This is a genomic window from Streptomyces sp. NPDC005955 (assembly GCF_042871255.1).
Lineage (GTDB): Bacteria > Actinomycetota > Actinomycetes > Streptomycetales > Streptomycetaceae > Streptomyces.
In genome coordinates this window covers 603,326-624,014 of record NZ_JBIAIF010000002.1, presented here as the reverse complement: position 1 = coordinate 624,014, position 20,689 = coordinate 603,326, and the positions used below count along the sequence as shown (strand labels likewise).

Annotated in this window: 22 protein-coding genes, 1 tRNA gene and 1 riboswitch; of the genes, 17 read left to right on the top strand and 6 right to left on the bottom strand. The window is 73.4% G+C overall.

The window, feature by feature from the left end:
• The first annotated feature begins 55 nt into the window (after positions 1 to 55).
• The 4 genes from ACFYOU_RS08030 to rdgB all read left to right on the top strand — a co-directional run bounded on the left by ACFYOU_RS08030 (position 56) and on the right by rdgB (position 2,850).
• Positions 56 to 430: a winged helix-turn-helix transcriptional regulator gene (locus tag ACFYOU_RS08030; protein ID WP_391304134.1), complete on the top strand. Its 375-nt coding sequence runs from the start codon at positions 56 to 58 to the stop codon at positions 428 to 430.
• A gap of 458 nt (positions 431 to 888) precedes the next feature.
• Positions 889 to 1,617 (top strand): ribonuclease PH, encoded by a 729-nt coding sequence (gene rph, locus ACFYOU_RS08025; protein WP_391304133.1) that lies wholly within the window; start codon positions 889 to 891, stop codon positions 1,615 to 1,617.
• 171 nt (positions 1,618 to 1,788) lie between these two features.
• Positions 1,789 to 2,178 carry a hypothetical protein gene (locus ACFYOU_RS08020; protein ID WP_389762391.1) on the top strand — a complete coding sequence of 130 codons (390 nt, stop codon included), beginning with the start codon at positions 1,789 to 1,791 and terminating at the stop codon, positions 2,176 to 2,178.
• 60 nt (positions 2,179 to 2,238) lie between these two features.
• Positions 2,239 to 2,850, top strand: a complete 612-nt coding sequence (gene rdgB, locus ACFYOU_RS08015) for an RdgB/HAM1 family non-canonical purine NTP pyrophosphatase (protein WP_385757452.1) — start codon at positions 2,239 to 2,241, stop codon at positions 2,848 to 2,850.
• A gap of 65 nt (positions 2,851 to 2,915) precedes the next feature.
• Here rdgB and ACFYOU_RS08010 read toward each other — a convergent pair.
• Positions 2,916 to 2,999, bottom strand: a tRNA-Leu gene (locus ACFYOU_RS08010).
• Positions 3,000 to 3,053: 54 nt separating this feature from the next.
• Complete coding sequence (gene bcp / locus ACFYOU_RS08005; protein ID WP_385486984.1) at positions 3,054 to 3,521, bottom strand: thioredoxin-dependent thiol peroxidase; 468 nt, start codon at positions 3,519 to 3,521, stop codon at positions 3,054 to 3,056.
• Positions 3,522 to 3,703: 182 nt separating this feature from the next.
• Here bcp and ACFYOU_RS08000 point away from each other — a divergent pair, with 182 nt between their 5' ends.
• From ACFYOU_RS08000 to sugE, 3 genes are all read left to right on the top strand, one after another.
• Positions 3,704 to 4,036 carry a DUF3618 domain-containing protein gene (locus ACFYOU_RS08000; RefSeq protein ID WP_391304132.1) on the top strand — a complete coding sequence of 111 codons (333 nt, stop codon included), beginning with the start codon at positions 3,704 to 3,706 and terminating at the stop codon, positions 4,034 to 4,036.
• 171 nt (positions 4,037 to 4,207) lie between these two features.
• Complete coding sequence (locus ACFYOU_RS07995) at positions 4,208 to 4,510, top strand: GroES family chaperonin (protein ID WP_385487416.1); 303 nt, start codon at positions 4,208 to 4,210, stop codon at positions 4,508 to 4,510.
• A 55-nt stretch (positions 4,511 to 4,565) separates the two neighbouring features.
• A riboswitch (guanidine-III (ykkC-III) riboswitch) is annotated at positions 4,566 to 4,630 on the top strand.
• A gap of 37 nt (positions 4,631 to 4,667) precedes the next feature.
• Positions 4,668 to 4,988: a quaternary ammonium compound efflux SMR transporter SugE gene (gene sugE / locus ACFYOU_RS07990; protein WP_385486988.1), complete on the top strand. Its 321-nt coding sequence runs from the start codon at positions 4,668 to 4,670 to the stop codon at positions 4,986 to 4,988.
• A gap of 97 nt (positions 4,989 to 5,085) precedes the next feature.
• On the opposite strand, the gene ACFYOU_RS07985 is transcribed toward sugE, so the two are convergent.
• A complete protein-coding gene (locus tag ACFYOU_RS07985; RefSeq protein ID WP_391304131.1) occupies positions 5,086 to 8,736 on the bottom strand; it encodes a transglycosylase domain-containing protein in 3,651 nt (1,216 codons plus the stop codon).
• Between the two features lie 355 nt (positions 8,737 to 9,091).
• On the opposite strand from ACFYOU_RS07985, the gene ACFYOU_RS07980 reads away from it, so the two are divergent.
• The 7 genes from ACFYOU_RS07980 to ACFYOU_RS07950 all read left to right on the top strand — a co-directional run bounded on the left by ACFYOU_RS07980 (position 9,092) and on the right by ACFYOU_RS07950 (position 13,575).
• Complete coding sequence (locus ACFYOU_RS07980) at positions 9,092 to 9,907, top strand: ABC transporter permease (RefSeq protein ID WP_389762397.1); 816 nt, start codon at positions 9,092 to 9,094, stop codon at positions 9,905 to 9,907.
• A gap of 58 nt (positions 9,908 to 9,965) precedes the next feature.
• Positions 9,966 to 10,814 (top strand): ABC-2 family transporter protein, encoded by an 849-nt coding sequence (locus tag ACFYOU_RS07975; RefSeq protein ID WP_391304228.1) that lies wholly within the window; start codon positions 9,966 to 9,968, stop codon positions 10,812 to 10,814.
• Positions 10,815 to 10,860: 46 nt separating this feature from the next.
• Positions 10,861 to 11,871, top strand: coding sequence for an ATP-binding cassette domain-containing protein (locus ACFYOU_RS07970; RefSeq protein WP_389762399.1), 1,011 nt, complete (start codon positions 10,861 to 10,863; stop codon positions 11,869 to 11,871).
• 103 nt (positions 11,872 to 11,974) lie between these two features.
• Positions 11,975 to 12,199, top strand: coding sequence for a hypothetical protein (locus ACFYOU_RS07965; protein ID WP_391304130.1), 225 nt, complete (start codon positions 11,975 to 11,977; stop codon positions 12,197 to 12,199).
• Positions 12,183 to 12,497, top strand: a complete 315-nt coding sequence (locus ACFYOU_RS07960) for a hypothetical protein (protein WP_391304129.1) — start codon at positions 12,183 to 12,185, stop codon at positions 12,495 to 12,497. Before ACFYOU_RS07965 ends, ACFYOU_RS07960 begins: the two co-directional genes overlap by 17 nt.
• A gap of 40 nt (positions 12,498 to 12,537) precedes the next feature.
• Entirely contained in the window at positions 12,538 to 12,714 is a 177-nt protein-coding gene (locus tag ACFYOU_RS07955; RefSeq protein ID WP_389762403.1) for a hypothetical protein, read from the top strand.
• Positions 12,715 to 12,795: 81 nt separating this feature from the next.
• Complete coding sequence (locus ACFYOU_RS07950) at positions 12,796 to 13,575, top strand: DUF1707 domain-containing protein (RefSeq protein WP_389762404.1); 780 nt, start codon at positions 12,796 to 12,798, stop codon at positions 13,573 to 13,575.
• A gap of 44 nt (positions 13,576 to 13,619) precedes the next feature.
• Here the strand turns inward: ACFYOU_RS07950 and ACFYOU_RS07945 are convergent, their stop codons facing one another.
• Positions 13,620 to 14,975: a DUF445 family protein gene (locus tag ACFYOU_RS07945; RefSeq protein ID WP_391304128.1), complete on the bottom strand. Its 1,356-nt coding sequence runs from the start codon at positions 14,973 to 14,975 to the stop codon at positions 13,620 to 13,622.
• 445 nt (positions 14,976 to 15,420) lie between these two features.
• Between ACFYOU_RS07945 and ACFYOU_RS07940 the strand changes: the two genes are divergently transcribed.
• A complete protein-coding gene (locus ACFYOU_RS07940; RefSeq protein ID WP_391304127.1) occupies positions 15,421 to 16,797 on the top strand; it encodes a GDSL-type esterase/lipase family protein in 1,377 nt (458 codons plus the stop codon).
• Between the two features lie 40 nt (positions 16,798 to 16,837).
• On the opposite strand, the gene ACFYOU_RS07935 is transcribed toward ACFYOU_RS07940, so the two are convergent.
• Positions 16,838 to 17,875 (bottom strand): SEC-C metal-binding domain-containing protein, encoded by a 1,038-nt coding sequence (locus tag ACFYOU_RS07935; protein ID WP_391304126.1) that lies wholly within the window; start codon positions 17,873 to 17,875, stop codon positions 16,838 to 16,840.
• A gap of 213 nt (positions 17,876 to 18,088) precedes the next feature.
• Here ACFYOU_RS07935 and ACFYOU_RS07930 point away from each other — a divergent pair, with 213 nt between their 5' ends.
• Both ACFYOU_RS07930 and ACFYOU_RS07925 read left to right on the top strand, forming a co-directional pair.
• Positions 18,089 to 18,379: a DUF6412 domain-containing protein gene (locus ACFYOU_RS07930; RefSeq protein ID WP_385487420.1), complete on the top strand. Its 291-nt coding sequence runs from the start codon at positions 18,089 to 18,091 to the stop codon at positions 18,377 to 18,379.
• 332 nt (positions 18,380 to 18,711) lie between these two features.
• A complete protein-coding gene (locus ACFYOU_RS07925) occupies positions 18,712 to 19,479 on the top strand; it encodes a membrane protein insertase YidC (RefSeq protein WP_391304125.1) in 768 nt (255 codons plus the stop codon).
• 24 nt (positions 19,480 to 19,503) lie between these two features.
• Here ACFYOU_RS07925 and ACFYOU_RS07920 read toward each other — a convergent pair whose 3' ends face one another.
• Complete coding sequence (locus ACFYOU_RS07920; protein WP_389762414.1) at positions 19,504 to 20,589, bottom strand: Gfo/Idh/MocA family oxidoreductase; 1,086 nt, start codon at positions 20,587 to 20,589, stop codon at positions 19,504 to 19,506.
• Positions 20,590 to 20,689: the final 100 nt, after the last annotated feature.

The following is a 20,689-nucleotide window of genomic DNA, read 5'->3' as shown; positions in this document are numbered from 1 at the left end:
GCCCCCTGGAGGCGTGTTGGCGGGGTGTTCTCGACGGACGCTAGGAGGGGCCTGCGTGACTCACCAAACGGTTGGACACGAGCCGGACGGTCCGCTGGCGGACTGTCCGGACAGCGCACTCGTTCCGCCGCGTCCCGAACCGCGGTGCCCCGTTGACGTCACCCTCGCCGTGTTGGGCGGTCGGTGGACGCCGCTGGTGATCCGTGAGTTCCTGCGTCGCGGTCAGGCGACGTACTCCGAGGTGTCCGCGGCTCTGCCCGTGCTCTCGGACAAGGTCCTCTCGGACCGGTTGGTCCAGTTGACCCGTGCGGGCGTCATCGAGCGTCACCGCGTGCCGGGCTGGCCGCCCCGGGTCCGCTACGTCCTGACCGACCGGGGGCGCGCTCTGGAACCAGTGGTGCGCAGCATGTGGGAGTGGGGCGAGCGGTAGCCCGTGCGGGTGCGTGGTCGTTCTGCGCAGTTCCCCGCGCCCCTATCGGGCTGCGTCCACCTGAGGGTGCGCTGTCCCGTGCGGGTGCGTGGTGGTTTCGCGCAGTTCCCCGCGCCCCTGATCGGGGTGCCTTCACCTGAGGGTGCGCTGTCCCGTGCGGGTGTGTGGGGGGATTCGCGCAGTTCCCCGCGCCCCTGAATTTCGTTCCGGTGGGATCGCATCCTGCGGACCACAGAACACCGCACCCCGATAGGGGGCGCGGGGAACTGCGCAAACGACCACGCACCCGAGCCAGACCACGCACGCGCAGCGGTTCGCCCCCGATCAGGGGCGCGGGGAACTGCGCGAAACCACAGCGCACCGCACAGAACAACGCACGCGCAGCGCATCGCACCGGCCCCGCAGGCCCCCCACCCGCCCACGCCCCCCTGAAGGCCGTGGGCGATAGGCTCGGAACCATGTCACGCATCGACGGCCGCACCCCCGACCAGCTCCGCCCGATCACGATCGAACGCGGATGGAGCAAGCACGCCGAGGGCTCCGTCCTCATCTCCTTCGGTGACACGAAGGTGTTCTGTACGGCCTCCGTGACGGAAGGCGTACCCCGCTGGCGCAAGGGCAGCGGCGAGGGCTGGGTGACCGCCGAGTACTCGATGCTCCCGCGCTCCACGAACACCCGTGGCGACCGCGAGGCCGTCCGGGGCCGGGTCGGTGGCCGTACGCACGAGATCTCCCGGCTGATCGGCCGCTCCCTGCGTGCCGTCGTCGACTTCAAGGCCCTCGGCGAGAACACGATCGTGCTGGACTGCGACGTCCTCCAGGCCGACGGCGGCACCCGCACCGCCGCGATCACCGGCGCCTACGTGGCCCTCGCCGACGCGGTCACCTGGGCCAAGGACCGCAAGCTGGTCCGCGCGAACCGGCAGCCGCTCACCGGCACCGTCTCCGCCGTGTCGGTCGGCATCGTGGGCGGCGTCCCGCTGCTGGACCTCCGCTACGAGGAGGACGTCAAGGCGGACACCGACATGAACGTCGTCTGCACCGGCGACGGCCGCTTCGTCGAGGTGCAGGGCACCGCCGAGGCCGAGCCCTTCGCCCGCGACGAGCTGAACGTCCTGCTCGACCTGGCCGTCGGCGGCTGCGACGAGCTGTCGGCCTTCCAGCGCAAGGCGCTCGACGAGCAGTGAACCGCTGACCGCCGCCCGGTCCGCGCCCCGAGGGCCGGGCCGGGCGGCGGTGCGTGATCGGGTGGACCGGCACCCGGGGCAACCAAGCGGCGGCGGATCGCGTTTCTAGTAGTACGGGCGCAGGGGGGAACCCCGCAGCGTCCGCCGTGACTCTCGGGAGGGACCCGCCCCATGGCCGCGCGCCGCCGCACCATCACCGCTCTCGCCGTTGCCGGGGCAGTACTCTTCACCCCGCTCGCCGTCGGGTGCAGCGCCGTCGACAAGGCGCTCGACTGCGTGCAGACCGCCGACACGATCGCCGACAGCGTGACCGACCTCCAGCAGGCCGTGGAGAACGCCGCCAACGACCCGACGCAGGCCGAGGAATCGCTCCGGGCGATCGAGAAGAACCTCGACAAGATCGGCGACACCACCGACAACGCCGACCTGGGCAAGGCCGTGGACCAACTCGGCGAGGCCGTCGACAACGTCGGCACCGCCATCGAGAACGGCGACCGGACCCCGGACATCGGCCCCGTCACCGACGCGGCCGGCGAACTGACCAAGGTGTGCACCCCGTAGCCGGGGGCCGGGCCCGGGGCACCCCCGGGCCCACCCCGTGCCACCAGGCATAATCCCGGCATGACCCGCCTGATCCTCGCCACCCGCAACCCCGGCAAGCTCGTCGAGCTCCAGGAGATCCTGGCCGCCGCCGCGCTCGCCCACGAGCTGGTCGGCGCCGACCAGTACCCCGAGATCCCGGACGTCAAGGAGACCGGCGTCACCTTCGCGGAGAACGCCCTCCTCAAGGCGCACGCCCTGGCCCGGGCGACCGGCCTGCCCGCCGTGGCCGACGACTCCGGACTGTCCGTGGACGTCCTCGGCGGCGCCCCCGGCATCTTCTCCGCCCGCTGGTCCGGACGGCACGGCGACGACCGGGCCAATCTGGACCTGCTGCTCGCGCAGCTCTCCGACATCGACGCCCCGCACCGCGCCGCCCACTTCACCTGTGCCGCCGCGCTGGCGCTGCCCGACGGCACCGAACGCGTCGTCGAAGGACGGCTGACCGGCACCCTGCGCCACGCCCCCGAGGGCAGCAACGGCTTCGGCTACGACCCGATCTTCCAGCCCGACGGGGACGACCGGACGACCGCCGAGCTGAGCCCCGCGGAGAAGAACGCCATCAGCCACCGCGGCAAGGCGTTCCGGGCCCTCGTCCCCGTCCTGCGCGAACTCCTCCCGGCCGCCCCGTAACGGGGCCGCGGAGCGCACGCACCAGGGCCCGGCCCCCGATCGCTCGGGGGCCGGGCCCTGTTCGGTGCGGCCGGAGGGACTCGAACCCTCACGGGTGTTACCCCACTGGGACCTAAACCCAGCGTGACTGCCAGTTCCACCACGGCCGCGTCCGCGCGCCCATCGTAGTGGCCGGGGCCGGGCGCCGGGCAGCGCGGGGGAGGTTACAGCCCGAGGTCCTTGATGATTTTGGCCACGTGCCCCGTCGCCTTGACGTTGTACAGGGCCCGCTCCACCTTGCCGTCCTCGTCCACGATCACCGTGGAGCGGATGACGCCCGTGACCGTCTTGCCGTACAGCTTCTTCTCGCCGAACGCGCCGTACGCCTCCAGCACCGCCTTGTCGGGGTCGGCCAGCAAGGTGACCCGCAGGTCCTCCTGCTCGCGGAACTTGGCCAGCTTCGCCGGCTTGTCCGGGGAGATGCCGATCACGTCGTACCCCTCGCCGGCGAGGAAGTCGAGGCGGTCGGTGAAGTCGCACGCCTGCTTGGTGCAGCCGGGGGTGAGGGCCGCCGGGTAGAAGTACACGATGACCTTGCGGCCCTTGCGGTCGGCCAGCGAGACCTCCTTGCCGTCGGCGTCGGGCAGGGTGAAGGCGGGGGCGGTGTCGCCGGGCTGGAGTCGCTCGCTCATGTCGCATCTCCTCGCGAGGGTGGGTTGCCCGGGGCGGTCGTCCCCGGGGCGCTTGCGGAACGGCGTACGGAACGCAGTACGGAAACGAGCGTAATGGGGGTGCCGTGGGGTGGGTCGCGCGGGAAGCTGACAGACTGTCGACCGTAGGGAACACCCACGCCGGACACGACGGAGGCAACACGGTGTCGGAGACATCGGATACCAGGACCCCGGCGCAGATCGAGGCGGACATCGAGCGCCGCCGCGAGCGCCTCGCCGAGACGCTCGACGAGATCGGCGTCCGAGTGCACCCCAAGACGATCGTCGGGGACGCCAAGGCCAAGGCGGTAGCCAGCGTCGACCACACCCTCGGCCGCGTCTACGTCGGCGCCAACCGGGTGATCTCCCGCTTCACGGGCAAGCTGGTGTCCGAGGACGGCGCCCCGCGGCTGGAGCGGATCGTGCCGGTCGCCGTCGTCGTCGTCGGGCTCGTCGGACTGGTGGCCCTCGGGGGCTCCCGCAAGCGCAAGGTCTGAGGGCGCCGGGGCGCCGCCCCCGGCGGGAAACGGGGCGCACCGGGGCCGGTGCGCCCCCGTACGGGCCGTGCGGACCACCCCATCGGCGTACCGGTCGCCGAGACAGGTAGGTTCGGGGGCGTGAGCGCCAACAAGGACTTGAACACCACGCACGACAAGCTGCCCATCCGGATGCTGCACGACCGCGTGCTGGTGCGGCAGGACACGGCCGAGGGCGAGCGGCGCTCCGGCGGCGGCATCCTGATCCCCGCGACGGCGGCGGTCGGGCGACGGCTCGCCTGGGCCGAGGTCGTCGCGGTCGGGCAGAACGTCCGCAGCGTGGAGACCGGCGACCGGGTGCTGTACGACCCGGAGGACCGGGCCGAGGTCGAGGTGCGCGGGACCGCCTACGTCCTGATGCGCGAGCGCGACCTGCACGCCGTCGCCGCCGACCGTTTCGAGGGCTCCGAGGACTCCACCGGGCTATACCTGTAGCCGGCGGAGCCCCGTTCTGAGGGCTGGTGACCCCGGTCACCAGCCCTTTCGCCGTTTTTTGCTACGGTAGGGGCAGCCCGACGAGACGCGCCGTACCGGGACACGCAAAGACGACGCACCCCTGTAGATCCGTCATGGAAACCACGGAGGTGCCGTCATGGCATGGATTTTGCTGATCATCGCCGGTGTGCTGGAGGTCGGCTGGGCGATCGGCATGAAGTACACCGAGGGGTTCACCCGCCTGTGGCCCAGTGTGTTCACGGGCGCCGGGATCGTGGCGAGCATGGTCCTGCTGTCGTACGCCGCGAAGACCCTCCCCATCGGTACCGCCTACGGCGTGTGGGTCGGCATCGGCGCCGGTGGTGCCGCGATCCTCGGCATGCTGGTGCTGGGTGAGCCGGCGACCGCCGCGCGGATCTTCTTCATCGCGCTGCTGCTGGTCGCCGTCATCGGACTGAAGGCCACCTCCGGCCACTGACGGACCCTTCCGCGCGCGGGTCAGCATCCGCCCGCACGTACGAGTGGCCCCCGGGGTACCCACCCCGGGGGCCACTCGTGTGTCTGCTTCCGTCCCGCTACGGGGTCGTGGGCAGTCCCGGGCTGTTGCCGCCGGTGGGCGTGCCGGTCTGGCCGGGGCCGCCCGTCACCTGGCCCGTCGCGCCGCCGTCGCCACCGCCGGTCCCGCCGGTGCCGCCCGAGCCGGTGCCGCCGGTGCCACCTGAGCCGGTGCCGCCGGTGCCGCCCGAGCCCGTGCCGCCGGTCCCGCCCGAACCGGTGCCGGACGTGGTGCCGCCGGTCCCCGCGGACGTGCCGCCGTCACCCGTCGTACCGCCGTTCTGGCCGTTCCCGGTGGTGCCGTCGGTGGCCCCGCTGCCCGGGGTCGTCGGCCTCCCGGTGTCCTGGGTGGCGTCGTTGCTCGGCGTGGTGTCCTCGGGCTCCTCCTCCTGCGTGGGGCCCTCGGTCTCCTGCTCCTCGGTGTCGGGGCTGGTGGAGGCGTCCGGGTCACTGCTGCTGCTGGCGCCCGGCAGGTCGAGCCGCTTGTTGGACCCGTCCTGGAGCCGCAGCGTGAAGTCCTGCGGCTCGCTGCCCTTGAGCGCGGCCTTGGTGTACTGCGCCCAGATCTGCGCCGGCGGACCGCCACCGCTGATCCGCGGCTCGCCCAGGGCCCCGTACAACGGGATCTGCTTGCCGGTCACCGGGTCCTGCCCCATCACCGCGACCACGGTGGCGAGGTCCGGGGTGAAGCCCGCGAACCAGGCCGCCTTGTCGTTCTCCGCGGTACCGGTCTTGCCCGCGGCGGGCCGCTCGGCGGCCAGCGCCGCCATGCCCGAGCCGCTGTCGACCACGCTGCGCAGCAGCGAGGTGGTGGTGTCCGCGGCCTGGCGGCTGACGACCTGCTTGGCCGTCCGCTTCGGCAGGGCGATCGCCGCGCCGTTCTTGGTCATCTTGGCGACCAGGGTGTAGTCGCGCTGCTTGCCGTGGTTGGCGAGGGTCGCGTACGCCCCCGTCATGTCCAGGACGCTCGCCCGTGCCGCGCCCAGCGCGATCGACGGGTACGGGTGCATGTCCGGGGTCTTCTTCGGCACGCCGAGCGCGACCGCGGTCTTCTCCACCTTGCCGGGGCCCACGTCCACGGCCATCTGCGCGTACACCGAGTTCACGGACTTGTCGGTGGCCTCCCGGATGGTGATCGGCCCGTAGTTGACGTAGTCCTGGTTGCCCGGCGCGTACGGGCCGCCGCTCCAGCCCTCCACGGGGCGCTTGCTGGTGCCGTCGTAGACCGTGTTCGGGGTGATCGGACGACCGTCCTGGGTCACCGAGTCGTTCTCCACGCCGGACGTGAACACGAACGGCTTGAACGTCGAACCGACCTGGAAGTCCCGTCGGGTCGCGTTGTTGACGAACTGCTTGGTGTAGTCGATGCCGCCGTACATGGCGACGACCTGCCCGGTCGCCGGGTCGATGGAGACGCCGCCCGCCCGCACGTTGCGGTCGACCTTGCGCGCCTTCTTGTCGACCCGGGCCATCAGCTGGTCGTTGACCGCCTTGACCAGGGCGTCCTGCTTGGGCTTCTGGAGCGTGGTGGTGATCCGGTGCCCGCCGGCGTTCAGCACGTCCTCGCTGATGATGTCGTGCTCGAACAGGTAGTCCTTGACGGCCTGCACCAGGTAGCCGCGCTGGCCGGACATGCCGACCGAGCCCTTGGCCTCCCGCGGCATCGGGAACTTCATCTTGTCCCGCTCTTCCTGGGACAGCCAGCCCTCCGTGACCATGCCGTTGAGGACGTACTTCCAGCGGGACACCACCTGCGGCTTGTTCTGCGGGTGGGCCACCACGTCGTACGCGCTCGGGGCGTTGAGCAGCGAGGCGAGGTACGCGCCCTGCTCGATGGTCAGCTTCTCGACGTCGACGCCGTAGTACGCCTGCGCCGCGGACTGGATGCCGTACGCGTTGCGGCCGAAGAAGCTGGTGTTGAGGTAGCCCTCCAGGATCTCGTCCTTGGACTGCTCGCGGTCCAGCTTTATCGAGATGAAGAACTCCTTCGCCTTGCGGGAGAAGGTCTGCTCCTGCGCGAGGTAGTAGTTCTTCACGTACTGCTGGGTGATCGTCGAGCCGGACTGCTTGCCCTTGCCGGTCATGGTGTTCCAGCCGGCGCGGACCATCGCCTTCGGGTCGACGGCCGACTGGCCGTAGAAGTCGCGGTCCTCGGCGGCGAGCACGGTGCGCCGGACGTCCTCCGGGATCTGCGACAGCTGCACGTTCTCCCGGTTGACCTCGCCGTCGCGGGCGAGCTGCGAGCCGTCCGCGTACAGGTACACGTTGCTCTGCTTGGTCGCCGCGGCGTTCGCCGCGGGGATCTTCACGATCATGTAGCCGGTGATGAAGGCGCCCATCCCCAGCAGCAGCACCGTGAGGACGGCCGCCAGCGTGAAGCGCCAGGTCGGCACGAGCCGGCGCCAGCCCTTGCGCTTGGGCCGCTTCCGCTTCGCCTTCTTGTCGGGGCCGGCCGGCTCCCCGGCGGGGCCGTCGGCCGCGGCGAAGACCGCGGTGCCGTCCGCTCCGCGGGGCGGCGGGACCGCGCCCTGCCCACTCTTCGCGGGGGTGCCGGGCTTCTGGAGGCGCAGCTGGGTGGTGCGCTCGACCGGCCGCTCCTCGGGAGAGCCACCGGCAGCCGCGGGGCCACCCGGGCCACCGGGTCGTCCCGCGCCGCCTGCCCCGCCTGCCCCGCCCGCGCCGCCGCGGCGGACGGCGCCGAGCTGGGTGGTGCGCTCCGCCGGCGTCTCCTCGGCCCCGCGGGGCGCGCCCTTGCGGGGGCCGCCGGGGGCGCCTCCGGTGCCGCTGGCCGTCCGTCCCGATGCGGGGGACGCGCCGGGTGCGGGCTTGCCGGACGGACCGGACGGACCGGACGGGCCGGACTGGCCGGCGGGTCGCTTCGTCGAGCCCGAGCCCGAGCCTGTGCCCGCGGCTGCGGCTGCGGCAGCACCGGCGGCGGCGCCCTTTTGACCGCCGGGTGCCTTGCCGGTGCCCGGGGCGCCCGGTGCGTCGCGCTTGCTGCGGTCGTCCCGTGCGCCCTGCGCGGTGCGGGACTCCGCGGCGGGGCGCTGGCCCGGCCCGCCGGACGCGGGTGCGCCCTTGGGGCCGGGCCCCTTGGCCGCCGGACCGGCTCCCGGAGCCTCGGCGCCGGTCGCCCCGGGCGCGGTCCCCTTGGAGTGGGGGGCCTTGGACTGCGGATTCTTGGACAGGGGTGCCCCGGGCCCGGTCGCCTCGGGCGCGGGCCCCTTCGGCTCGCCGCCCTTGGCCCCGGGCGCCGTGGCCCCCGGTGCCGCGGACTCGGGCGCCTTGCGCTCGGGTGCCGGACCGCCGGGCCGCCGTGCCGCACCGGAGCCCACGGGACCGGTGCCCGCGGGGCGGTTCCCGCCGGAGGTGCCGGAGCGCGGTCGCGGGGCGAACGCGTCGAAGGAGCGCTCCTCGTTGGTGGCCGGCCGCGGACCGGCCGGGCTGCTCTTCGCCGGGCGCTGCGGAGGCTTCGGCGCCCCGCTCGCACCCGGCGTGCCCGTGGTCTTCCCCCCGGGGGCCGGAGCCCCGCTCCCGGTGTCCGAAGGCTTCTTCCCGGTTCCGGACGGGCTCCCGGAGCTCCGCTCCCCCTCGCCGGTCGGCGGTGCCGCGGGGCGTTCGGGCTCCGGGCCCGTAGTGCCCTCGTCGTGCTGTTGCGGCTCGTCGCTCATGGTTCGCGGAACTCCCGATTCACTTCGTGCGCCGGATACTTCTGTTACTGCGGGTACTGCCGTGGTGCCGTTGCCGCTGCCCCGAGCGCGCCGGTACACGGCACGACCGAGGAAGACGCCCCCTGAGGACGTACGGGTCATACGTCACATACACCCCGTAAAGGTTCGTACAAGGTTGCGCACCCCGTAAACCTTCGCGCCCCAGGTCTCAACTTTCGCACCCTTGCTCGGGTGCCCGTGACACGGCACGCAACCGGACCCGGAACCCCGAAACCCCGTGGCGGTGCGTCACGCCCTGCCACTAGGGTTCTGCGCTTCGGCCCCGTAACAGGAGACGACGCAGAACCGGAAGGGGTTGTACGTGCACACCGGATGGTTGTACGCGAGGGTCGTCGCCGGCGGGTTCCGACGCCACGCGACGTACCGCACGGCCACCGCAGCGGGAGTCTTCACCAACACCGTCTTCGGGTTCATTCTCGCCTACACCTTCATCGCCCTCTGGGACGAGCGCCCCGGCCTCGGCGGTTACGACGTCTCCGACGCCCTCACCTTCGTGTGGGTCAGCCAGGGCCTGCTCGCGGTGATGGCGACCATGGGCGGCGGCTTCGAGGACGAGCTGATGGAACGCATCCGCAGCGGGGACATCGCGATCGACCTGTACCGGCCGGTCGACTTCCAGGGGTGGTGGCTCGCCGCCGACCTGGGGCGGGGCGCGTTCCAGCTGCTCGGACGGGGTGTCGTGCCCCTGGCGGTCGGTGCGCTCGCCTTCCCGCTCGCCCTCCCGGACGGGCCCTCGCGCTGGCTGGCGTTCCTGCTCGCCGTGCTCCTCGGAGCGATCGTCAGCTTCGCGATCCGCTACCTCGTCGCGCTCACGGCGTTCTGGCTGCTGGACGGTGCGGGTGTGGCGCAGATCGCATTCCTCGCGGGCATCTTCTTCTCCGGGATGCTGCTGCCGCTCACCGTCTTCCCGGGCGCCCTGGGCGAGGTGGCCCGGGCGCTGCCCTGGTCCGCGTTGATCCAGGTGCCGGCCGACGTGCTGCTCGGCCAGTACTCCGGGGCGCGGCTGTGGGGCGCCTTCGCCTTCCAGGCCGGGTGGGCCGTGGCGCTGCTGCTGGTGGGCCGGCTCCTCCAGACGGTCGCGACCCGCAGGGTGGTGGTCCAGGGTGGCTGAACCACCGCGCACCACGCTTCCCGCGCCGTACGGGGAGCCGCCCCGGGCCGTCGCACCGCTGCCCGCCCCGGACTTCGGAACCCGTGACGGCGCCCTGGGCAAGCTGCGGGACGGACTGCGCACCTACCGGATGATCGCCGCCATGTGGATCCGCTCCACGATGACCTACCGGGTGTCGTTCGCGCTGACCCTGTTGGGCAACTTCGCCGTCACCATCCTCGACTTCGTGGCGATCCTGCTGATGTTCTCGCAGGTCGACTCGCTCGGTGGTTACGCGCTCGCCGAGATCGCGCTGCTGTACGGCACCGCCTCGACCTCGTTCGGGCTCGTCGACCTCACGATCGGTTCGGTCGACCGGCTGGGGCGGCGGGTCAGGGACGGCACCCTCGACACCCTGTTGGTGCGTCCCGCGCCGGTCCTCGCCCAGGTCGCCGCCGACCGTTTCGCCCTGCGCCGCCTCGGCCGGGTCTCCCAGGGCGCGCTGGTCCTCGGGTACGGGCTGCTGCACGTGGACGTGGACTGGACCCCGCTCGCGGTGCTGATGGTCCCGCTGATGGTGCTGAGCGGGGCGGGGATCTTCGGCGCGGTGTTCGTCGCGGGCGCGGCGTTCCAGTTCGCGGCGAAGGACGCCGCCGAGGTGCAGAGCGCGTTCACGTACGGCGGGGTCACCATGCTCCAGTACCCGCCGGCCATCTTCACCCAGGAGCTGGTGCGCGGGGTGACGTTCGTCTTCCCGCTCGCCTTCGTCAACTGGCTGCCCACGCTGTACCTCCTGGACCGCCCCTATCCGCTGGACCTGCCGAGCTGGCTGGCCTTCGCCCCGCCGCTGGTCGCCGTGGCGAGCTGTGCGCTCGCCGGTCTCGCCTGGCGCGCGGGGCTGCGCGGCTACCGCAGCACGGGCAGCTGACCAAGGTTGCGCACCCGCCCCGCCCCCACACAGAACCGGAAGGAACATGGCACAGACCACGGGAAGCGTCCCTGACCAGGCCGGGCCGCCCGAAGCGCCGCTGATCACGCTCGACGGGGTCGAGAAGGTCTTCGACGTGCGCCGCCGCACCGGTTTCCTGCGCCGGGAGCGCAGCGAGGTCCGGGCGGTGGACTCGCTGTCGTTCGGCGTGGCGCGCGGCGAGATGGTCGGCTACATCGGCCCCAACGGCGCCGGGAAGTCCACCACGATCAAGATGCTCACCGGCATCCTCACCCCCAGCGCGGGGCGCATCCGGGTCGCCGGCATCGACCCGACCCGGGAGCGGACCCGGCTCGCCCGCCGCATCGGGGTCGTCTTCGGCCAGCGCACCACCCTGTGGTGGGACCTCCCGCTGATCGACTCGTACCGACTGGCGCACCGCATGTACCGGGTGCCCGACGCGCGTTTCAAGGAGAACCTCGACCGCTGCGTGGAACTCCTCCGGCTCGGCGAGCTGTTGGAGGTGCCCGTGCGGCAACTCTCGCTCGGCCAGCGGATGCGCGGGGACATCGCCGCGGCGCTGCTGCACGACCCCGAGGTGCTGTACCTGGACGAGCCGACCATCGGCCTCGACATCGTCTCCAAGGTGCGGGTGCGGGAGTTCCTGCGGGACCTCAACGCCGAGCGGGGCACCACCGTGCTGCTCACCACGCACGACCTGACCGACATCGAGCAGTTGTGCCGCCGGGTGATGGTCATCGACCACGGACGGCTCATGTACGACGGCGCGTTGGCCGGGCTGCACGAGGCGGGCAAGAGCGAACGGACCCTCGTGGTGGACCTGGAGCGCGAGCTCGGGCCGATCGACGTCGGCACCGCGGCCCGGGTGGTCAAGGTGGAGGGCCCCCGCCAGTGGCTCGCCTTCCCGGCGGAGGGCTCCGCGGCGCCCCTGGTCGCCCGGATCGCCGCCGAGTACCCGCTCGCCGACCTGTCGGTCCGGGAGCCGGACATCGAGTCGGTCATCGCCCGCATGTACGCGGGCCGGGAGGGACAGTGACGGCTAGCCGACCGCCGCCCGCGGTGGGTAGACGGTCGCTCGTTCGGGTGGTGAGTCCCTCGGTGGTCTTCGTAGTCGACCGGGCTGGTAGTAGGAAAGCCGAATGGGAATCGGAGACCGTCATCAGAAGAAGGATGTCGAGGCGGCGCTGAAGCGGGCGGAGGCGGTGGGACTGAAGGTGACCCGAACGGGGAAAGGCCATCGCTGGGGTTACCTCATCTGCTGTCCCTGCAGCGTCAGGCACACGGTGGCCTGCACCCCGCAGAACCCGACGGAAGAGGCGAACGGCATCGACCGATTCACGCGGAGGCATGCGAACTGTGCGTAACTGGTACTTCAACCTGGTCCTTCAGGACGCCCTCACCGAGGAGCAGGACGACACGCTCGCGGGCCTGGCGAGCTTCCACGACGGGCGCATCGCCCTGGAGGAAGCACCCGGGTACGCCCGCTTCACGTGCGCGTTCGAGGCGGAGACCCTGACCGAGGCGGTCGCCGACGCGCTGAGTCGGTTCGCGGACCTGCCCGGCGTCCTCGTCCGCAGCGTCGAACTGGACGAAATCGCCCTGGCCGACAACGGCATGGCCACCCCGGCCGTGGTCCCCGCACCGCCCGCACCCACCGGGTGAGGTGTGCCCCACGGATGGTGATCTGCCCTAGTCTGCGCCCATGGAGCAACAGCCCCCGTCGGGCGGCCGGCAGCCGTACTGGAACCCGTACCGGCAGATGGACGGCGGCGCCGTGCGCACCGCGTGCCCGAGACAGTGCGGGCGGTACATGACCGGAGCGAAGGACCACCACCTCGTCAAGTGGGAGTGCGGCTGCGGTTACCGCGTCCACAGCTAGCCCACCGCGGCGCACCGCTTCAGGGGTGAGCCAGGGGTGCCCGTCGTAGTGGGATCGGGGGCGAACTCGTAGGCTGAACGCATGACGGACGCTGAGCCTGGACCCGCCGCCGACCCCGCACGGGAGCCCTCCCCTGCGAACGCCCCCGCGCCCCGTGGCCAGGAGCTGAACCCGGCACAACTACGGGCGTCGGACGCCGACCGGGAACTGGTCGTCGAGCGACTGCGCGACGCGATGGCGGAGGGCCGCCTCGACCTCGACGAGTTCGGGGAGCGGCTGGAGGCCGCCTACGCGGCCCGCACCTACGGGGAACTCGCGCCGATCACCCGCGACCTGCCCGAGGTCGGCACCGCGCCCACCTCGCTGGTGAAGTCCCCCGGTACGGCCACCGGCCCGCGCTGGCCGGAGCGGATCGGCGGTGAGCCCACCTCCTCGATGGGCGTCGCGATCATGAGCGCCTTCGAGCGCAAGGGCCGCTGGACGGCACCCCGCAGGTTCAACGCCTTCGCGCTGATGGGCGGCGGTGACATCGACCTGCGGGACGCCGACTTCCAGGACAACGAGATCGTGATCAACTGCATCGCCGTGATGGGCGGGGTCGACGTGACCGTGCCGCCCGGCGTCGACGTCGTGGTGCGCGGCATCGGGATCATGGGCGGTTTCGACCACCCCGACCCCGAGGAGCACACCGATCCCGCCGCGCCCCGCGTGATCGTCACCGGGTTCGCCTTCTGGGGCGGGGTCGGCGTCCGCCGCAAGGTGACCCGCGCCGAGAAGGAGCGGTTGAAGGCGGAGCGCCGGCAGGAGAAGCTCGACCGCCGGGCGGCCCGCCGCGGGGAGCTCCCCCCGGGCAAGGACTGACCCGTCCGCACCGGGGCGGGTGCGGACGGGCCGGGTGCCGCGGGTCAGGACCAGAGGTGGTGCGAGACCGCGTAGATGAGCAGTCCCGCCAGCGAGCCGACCACCGTTCCGTTGATGCGGATGAACTGGAGGTCGCGCCCGATGTGCGCCTCGATCTTCTTCGAGGTGTGCTCGGCGTCCCACCCGGCCACGGTGTCCGTGATCAGCGAGGTGATCTCGTCCCGGTACGTGGTCACCACGTACACCGCCGCGCCCTCGATCCAGCCGTCCACCTTGCCCTGGAGTCCGGCGTCCGTGGACAGTCGCGCGCCGAGCGACAGCAGGGAGGTGCGCACCCGCAACCGCAGTTCGCTGCGCTCGTCCTCGGCCGCGGCCACGATCATCGCCCGTACCGAGGACCACGCGGAGGCGATCAGGTCCTGGACCTCGCTGCGGGCGAGGACCTCCCGCTTCAGGCGCTCCACCCGGGCCCGGGTGTCCGTGTCCGACTGGAGGTCGCCGGCGAAGTCCGCGAGGAAACGGTCCACGGCCTCGCGCGCCGGATGGTCGGGCATGTCCCGCATCTCGGTGACGAACCGCAGCAGTTCCCGGTAGACGCGCTCGCCGACCTTGCGGTCCACGAACCGGGGCGTCCAGCCGGGCGCCCCGCCCTGCACGGCGTCCATCACCGAGTCCCCGTGCTCCACCAGCCAGTCGTGGGCGCGCACGCACACCAGGTCCACCACCCGCCGGTGGCCGCCGTCCGCGACGATCCGCTCCAGGGCCTTCCCGATGCCGGGGGCGATCTCCTGGGCGTCGGCCCGCCGCGTTATGGCCTCGCCGACGACGGCCTGCACATCGGAGTCCCGCAGCACGGTGAGCGCCCCGCGCAGCGCGGTGGCCAGCTCCGCGGTCACCCGGTCGGCGTGCTCCGGCTGGGCGAGCCACGCACCGAGCCGGTTGCCGATGCCGACCGAGCGCAGTCGGGAACGGACCACCTCGCGGGAGAGGAAGTTCTCGCCCACGAACTCCCCGAGCGACGCCCCGAGCTGGTCCTTCTTGGTCGGGATGATCGCCGTGTGGGGGATCGGCAGCCCCAGCGGGTGCCGGAACAGCGCGGTCACCGCGAACCAGTCAGCGAGCGCGCCGACCATGCCCGCCTCGGCCGCCGCCGCCACGTACCCCGTCCAGGCGCCCGCGCCGTTGCTCTGGGCCCACTTGGCGAGCACGTACACCAGGGCCACGAACACCAGCAGCCCCGTCGCGGTGAGCTTCATCCGCCGCACGCCGCGCTGCCGTTCGGCATCCGCCTCGCTGAACGTGAACCCGCCGCGTCCCGGCCGGGGGCTCCCGGCCGCCGTCCTGGTCCGCCCCGGTCCCTCGGTCGCCTTCGGCCCCTCGGACCCTTCCATCCGCTCCATCCGCTTCCGTACCCGTCCGCTCTCGTGCGTTGCCCGTCGGCCACCGGTGGGGGCCGCCGAGCGGCCCCTGTCGGCCATTGTCCCTTTTCTCGATCCGTCCGAGCCGTCGAGCCGTGCGGGTGCGCCGTGGTCTCCCGCGCAGTTCCCCGCGCCCCTATCGGGGCGCCTTCCGGCCCGTGTGCCACAGGGGGCGCGCCCCGTCAGGGGCGCGGGGAACTGCGCGACCAGCCACGACGCACCCGCACGGAACCGCGCAGGCCCAGCGGGACGCCCCCTGAGGGGCGCTCCTCACCGTCGTACGCCCAAAACGTCCCACGAGTTCCCGGTGACCACCGGAAAGCGGGTCATTTCCGGACTCCCCGCCCGAGCGTGGGCCGGGTGGCGCATCATGAGGTGATCAGACCGGAGCCCCGGGGGGGCTCCCCGTCCGAGGAGCGAGCGACGTATGACCGAGCGTCCCGACCGGGCTCCGGGGGCCTTCTTCCGCTCCCGTGCCGGCGTCCTGCTGGCCGTGCTGCTCGGCCTGGTGCTGCTGGTCTCCGGCGGCATCTGGACCGGCACGGTGCGCACCGCCGCCGACGACCGCCCCCACGCGCGCACCGTACCCGCGCCCCGCACCGAGAGCGCGGGCCCCGGCTCCGTGTCGGCCGACTCCGCTTCGGCCGGCCGCTGGGCCACCAGCTGGGCCACCGCACCCGCCGGCGCCGAACCGGGCACCGCTTCCGGCGGCCTCGCCGACTGGTCCGTCCGCAACGTGGTGCACACCAGCATCGGCGGCACCGGCGCCCGGGTGACCCTCTCCCACCTGTACGGGACGACCCCGCTGCACGTGACGCACGCGACGCTCGCCGTGGCCGCGGACCGCGAATCCGCGGCGGCCGTGCGCGGCACCGTCCGTCGGCTGACCTTCGCGGGGCGGGCCTCCGTACGGGTGCCGCCCGGCGGGCAGGTGGTCTCGGACGCGGTGGCGCTCCGGGTGCCCGCCGACGGGAACGTGCTGATCACCACCTACGCGCCGACCCCGTCCGGCCCGGTGACGTACCACCCGCGGGCCCGCCAGACCTCGTACCTGGCCCGGGGCGACCACGCGGGCGCGGTGAGCGGCGCCGCGTACACCCGCAAGACACCCGTTTGGCGGTACGCGACCGCACTGGACGTCCGCGGCGGGGGCGCCCAGGGCACCCTGGCCGCGTTCGGCGACTCGCTCACCGACGGGGTCACCGCCACCGTCGACGCCGACCGCCGCTGGCCCGACGTGCTCGCCGACCGGCTGCGCGCCGCCCCCGACGGCCCCCGTTACGGCGTCGCCAACCTCGGCATCAGCGGCAACCGCATCCTGTCCGACGGCACCGGGGACCCCGCCGACAACCCGCGGGGCCTGACCCGCTACCCGCGCGACGTGCTGGACCGCAGCGGAGTGCGCGCAGTGGTGATCGCCCTCGGCATCAACGACGTCCTGCGCGCCCCGCACGTCACCGACCCGGAGCGCATCACCGCCGGTCTGCGCGAACTGACCCGCAGCGCCCACGCCCGCGGGCTGCGCGTCCTCGGCGCCACCCTGATGCCCTTCCACGGCCACCGCGGCTACCGCGACGACCTGGAAGAGGTCCGGCAGGCGGTGAACGCCGAGATCCGCGCGGGCGGCGTCTTCGACGAGGTCGTCGACTTCGACCGGGCCCTGCGCGACCCGTACCACCCGAAGGCCCTGCACCCCCACTACGACTCCGGTGACCACCTCCACCCCAGCGACGCCGGCTACCACCGCATGGCGGAGACCGTCGACCTGGACGCCCTGCGGGGACGGGCGCCCGCGGCCCTGTGACCGGGCGGCACCCCCGGCCCCGGCGCCCGTCGAGCGGGGGTCAACGCACCCCGTGGCACTCCCCGTAGGTCCGGCCCGAGGCGCACCAACAGGGGTCCGTGGCCGCCGGCGGCCACGGCCGGGCCCGCCCCCGGGACGCCAGGGTGGTGGCGTACTGGGGGAGCAGCGACACCTCGGCGGGGCCGGCGCCCTCGGAAGCGGCGAACGCCTCGTAGGACGGCACCGTCGCGGTGACGATGCCGAGGTTCGGGGTGCCCGAGGCGGCCAGCTCGCGCAGTGCGGCCTCTATCGTCGCCAGGTGCTCCTCGTGCGAGGGGTACTCCGCGGCGAGCGACGGGTACGCCGCGACCAGTTCGGCGAGCTCACCGGCCGGCCAGTGCAGGACCGCCACCGGGAAGGGACGGGACAGCTGCTGGCGGTAGCCGCCCAGCTCGGCGCGGAGCCGGGAGATCTCGGCCCGTAGCTCCGCCGGGTCGTCCGACCCCAGCGACCACACGCGTTTCGGGTCGTGCAGCTCGTCCAGCGGCACCGGCCCGGTGTGCAGGCCGTCCGCCAGGGTGTCCCAGGCGTCGTGCGCCTCGCCGAGCATCCGCCGCACCCGGTGCCGTCCGAACAGCACCGGCCGCACCTCCTGCGGCGGCTCGGGGTCCTCGCCCGCCGTGCCCATCAGCACCGTCGCCGCCCGGGTGAACGTCTCGTGGGCCTCCTGGAGTTCGTCGTGCGCCTCCAGGGCCTCCGCGACGATCACCCACGGGCCGGGGGTGCGCGGCGCGGTCGCGCGCACGCCGTCGATGATCGCGCGGGCCTCGGCCTCGTGGCCGTACTCCCACAGGTTGGCGGCCTTCAGCGCACGGACCAGCGCGGGGTTCTCCAGTGGCACGGCGGCACCGGAGGACAACAACCGGTCGTACAGGGCGCTGGCGCGTGCGCGTTCACCCGCGAGTTCGAGGTGCGCGGCGGCCTGCGACAGCAGGTGCTCGGCGTCCTGGGGATAGAGCCCGGCCGTGCGCTCCAGGCGCTCGGCTTCGGCAACGTGGGCGGCGGAATCGGCGTGCTCGGCAGGGGTGTCGGGGCGCATGACACCACACCGTACTGCGGAGCACCGACGGTGGTGGGGCGAGCCGGAGCCCACCACGGGACTCCCGGCCGCGGGACACGATCCTGTATAACGGCCTGTACGGTGAGGGTGGGAGACCACTTCGGTCGGGGAGGGCGCAACGTGCACGGCGGGACGGGGAACACGGCGGTACGGGCCCGACGGTCGTCGGGTCGGTCGTCGACGTTCCGGTTCCTGGCCGCCCTCGGCGTGTTCGCCGTCTTCGAACTGCTCCTGCTCCACCTCGCCGACACCGGCAGCCTCTCCGCCGCCGTCGCCCTCGCGGCGACCGCCGCCGCCGGCACGGCCCTCGCCGCCGGCTTCCTCACCGCGGCCCACCGGGTGCCCGCCGTGCCGCGGACCCGGGTCCGCACCGCCCTGCGCGACCGGGAGCGGCGCACCGCCTTCCTGCCCCAGCGCGATCCCGACGCGGCGGGCCGCACCCGTCCCCGGGCGCCGGGGCGCGCGGTCGTGACGGCCGCCTAGGCGGAGCCGCCCCGGGTCTCCCGGGACGTCCCGACATCCGCCCGGTACCCCTCCGGGGTGTCGCCGTGGTGCCTCCCGCCCCGTACGGGCGCCGAACCCGTACCCGGGACCCCACCGCCGGCGCCGCCGACGGGCCGTCACCCAGTGCGCCGTCACGCCGCTCCCGCCGGGCCCCTGCCCGCGGGACCCGGCCGACCGCCCTGGTCATCCGACCGACCCGTCATGTTCCGCCCGTGCCCCGCACCCCGCCGTGCCCCGCACCCGCCGCCCCGCGCCCGGGTGCGCCCGGTGCTGCGGTGCGCCCGCACGGCACCGCCCGGAAGGGACCCCGCATGTCCGTCTTCTCCGTCTTCTCCTCGGGGCTCTCGGCGTTCGCCGACCTCGTCGCCCTGCTCGCCGAGCTGCTCACCCCGCTCTTCGGCGGCGCCGCCACCGCCGCCGCGATCGTCCTGTTCACGGCCCTGGTGCGGCTCCTCGTCCACCCGCTGTCCCGGGCGGCGGCCCGCGGTCAGAAGGCCCGGGCCGCGCTCGCGCCCCAGGTCGCCAAGTTGCGGGCCCGGCACCGCCGCGACCCGGAGCGGCTCCAGCGCGCCGTTCTGGAACTCCACGCCAAGGAGAAGGTGTCGCCGCTGTCCGGATGCCTGCCGAGCCTGCTCCAGGTGCCCGCGTTCTTCCTGCTGTACCAGCTGTTCTCCAGCTCCCGGATCGGCGGCGAAGCCAATGCGCTGCTGGACCACGCACTCGGCGGGGCGCCGCTCGGGGACCGCTGGACGGACGCCTGGGCGCACGGCGGCCCGTTCGGCGGCGCGGGGACCGTGTACCTGCTGCTGTTCCTGGTGGTGGCCGTCGTCGCGACGCTCGGCTACCGCCTGACGAAGGCCCAGCTGGCCGCGGCGCCGGCGCTGGCGGCGGACGCCGAAGCGCTGCCGGGCATGGCCGCGATGACCCGGTTCATGCCGCTGATGGGGTTCCTGACGCTGGTGACGGTCGCCGTGGTGCCGTTGGCCGCAGCCCTGTACGTGGTCACCAGCGCGGCGTGGACGGTGGCCGAACGCGCCCTGCTCTACCGGACCCCGGCCCCCGCCGCGTCCGCAGGCTGAACCCGCGCACCCCGGCCCGGGGCCTCACAGGGTCACCGGGCCGCCCTGCTCGGCGGACCGGCGGGCCGCCTCCAGGACGTCGAGGGCGGCGGCGGCCTCCTCGGGCGGCACCGGGTTGGGCGCGCCGTCGCGCACCGCCGCGGCGACCGCCGAGTAGAACGCGGGGTAGTCGCCCGGCACGCTCGGCTCGGGCCGCCCCCCACCGGTCAACGGGGACTCGCCGGAGCCGACCCGCCCCCACATCGCCTGCGGCTCCACGCCCCAGGCGGCGCCGGGACCGGGCCGCGCCCCCTCGCGCAGCGCGGCCTCCTGCGGGTCGAGGCCGTACTTGACGTAGCCGGCGCTGGAGCCGAGGACCCGGAAGCGGGGGCCGAGCTGCGCGGTGGCGGAGGACACGTGGAGGTGCGAGCGGACCCCGCCGGCGTGGGTCAGCGCGAGGAAGGTGTCGTCGTCGGCCTCGGCACCGGGGCGGCGCACGTCGACCTCCGCGTACACCGTCGTCACCGGGCCGAACAGGACGAGCGCCTGGTCGACGACGTGGCTGCCCAGGTCGTACAGCAGTCCGCCGATCTCGGTGGGGTTCCCCGATTCGCGCCAGCCGCCCTTCGGCTGCGGACGCCAGCGTTCGAAGCGGGACTCGAACCGCCAGACGTCCCCGAGTTCACCGGTCCCGAGGAGGCGGCGCAGGGTGAGGAAGTCGTTGTCCCAGCGGCGGTTCTGGAAGACGGACAGCAGCAGTGAGCGTGCCCCGGCGAGCGCCGCCAGCTCCCGGGCCTCCGCCGCGGTCCCGGCGACCGGCTTGTCCACGACGACCGGCAGCCCCGCTTCCAGGGCGGTGGTGGCCAGCGGCACGTGCGTCTTGTTGGGCGAGGCGACGACCACGAGGTCCAGCTCGTCCGCCCGCTCCCACAGCGCGTCGGCCGTGTCGACGGTGCGCACGCCCGGGTGGGCCTTCCCGGCCTGCTCCCGGCGCTCGGGGTTCCCCGTGACGACGGTGTCGAGGACCAGCCCCGCATCGGCGGCGATCAGCGGGGCGTGGAAGACGGAGCCCGCGACTCCGTAACCGATGAGCCCGACGCGGAGCGGGGAACGGCTGGCGGCTGTCGTCATGCGGGCCACTCAACCAACGCCGTCGCCCCCGTGCAAGGACGGGGGCGACGGAGTCGGGCGCGTGCCGGTGGACCCGGCCCCGCCCGAACGGCGCGGCCGG

Bases quoted from the DNA above. Each gene is read 5' to 3' on its own strand.
- ACFYOU_RS07965 (WP_391304130.1), top strand. From the start codon at position 11,975: ATGGGAATCGGAGACCGTCATCAGAAGAAGGATGTCGAGGCGGCGCTG.
- ACFYOU_RS07960 (WP_391304129.1), top strand. From the start codon at position 12,183: ATGCGAACTGTGCGTAACTGGTACTTCAACCTGGTCCTTCAGGACGCC.
- rph (WP_391304133.1), top strand. From the start codon at position 889: ATGTCACGCATCGACGGCCGCACCCCCGACCAGCTCCGCCCGATCACG.
- ACFYOU_RS07950 (WP_389762404.1), top strand. From the start codon at position 12,796: ATGACGGACGCTGAGCCTGGACCCGCCGCCGACCCCGCACGGGAGCCC.
- sugE (WP_385486988.1), top strand. From the start codon at position 4,668: ATGGCATGGATTTTGCTGATCATCGCCGGTGTGCTGGAGGTCGGCTGG.
- ACFYOU_RS07945 (WP_391304128.1), bottom strand. From the start codon at position 14,975: ATGGAGCGGATGGAAGGGTCCGAGGGGCCGAAGGCGACCGAGGGACCG.
- bcp (WP_385486984.1), bottom strand. From the start codon at position 3,521: ATGAGCGAGCGACTCCAGCCCGGCGACACCGCCCCCGCCTTCACCCTG.
- ACFYOU_RS07935 (WP_391304126.1), bottom strand. From the start codon at position 17,875: ATGCGCCCCGACACCCCTGCCGAGCACGCCGATTCCGCCGCCCACGTT.
- ACFYOU_RS07970 (WP_389762399.1), top strand. From the start codon at position 10,861: ATGGCACAGACCACGGGAAGCGTCCCTGACCAGGCCGGGCCGCCCGAA.
- ACFYOU_RS07920 (WP_389762414.1), bottom strand. From the start codon at position 20,589: ATGACGACAGCCGCCAGCCGTTCCCCGCTCCGCGTCGGGCTCATCGGT.
- ACFYOU_RS07955 (WP_389762403.1), top strand. From the start codon at position 12,538: ATGGAGCAACAGCCCCCGTCGGGCGGCCGGCAGCCGTACTGGAACCCG.
- rdgB (WP_385757452.1), top strand. From the start codon at position 2,239: ATGACCCGCCTGATCCTCGCCACCCGCAACCCCGGCAAGCTCGTCGAG.
- ACFYOU_RS07985 (WP_391304131.1), bottom strand. From the start codon at position 8,736: ATGAGCGACGAGCCGCAACAGCACGACGAGGGCACTACGGGCCCGGAG.
- ACFYOU_RS07940 (WP_391304127.1), top strand. From the start codon at position 15,421: ATGACCGAGCGTCCCGACCGGGCTCCGGGGGCCTTCTTCCGCTCCCGT.
- ACFYOU_RS08020 (WP_389762391.1), top strand. From the start codon at position 1,789: ATGGCCGCGCGCCGCCGCACCATCACCGCTCTCGCCGTTGCCGGGGCA.
- ACFYOU_RS07925 (WP_391304125.1), top strand. From the start codon at position 18,712: ATGTCCGTCTTCTCCGTCTTCTCCTCGGGGCTCTCGGCGTTCGCCGAC.
- ACFYOU_RS07995 (WP_385487416.1), top strand. From the start codon at position 4,208: ATGCTGCACGACCGCGTGCTGGTGCGGCAGGACACGGCCGAGGGCGAG.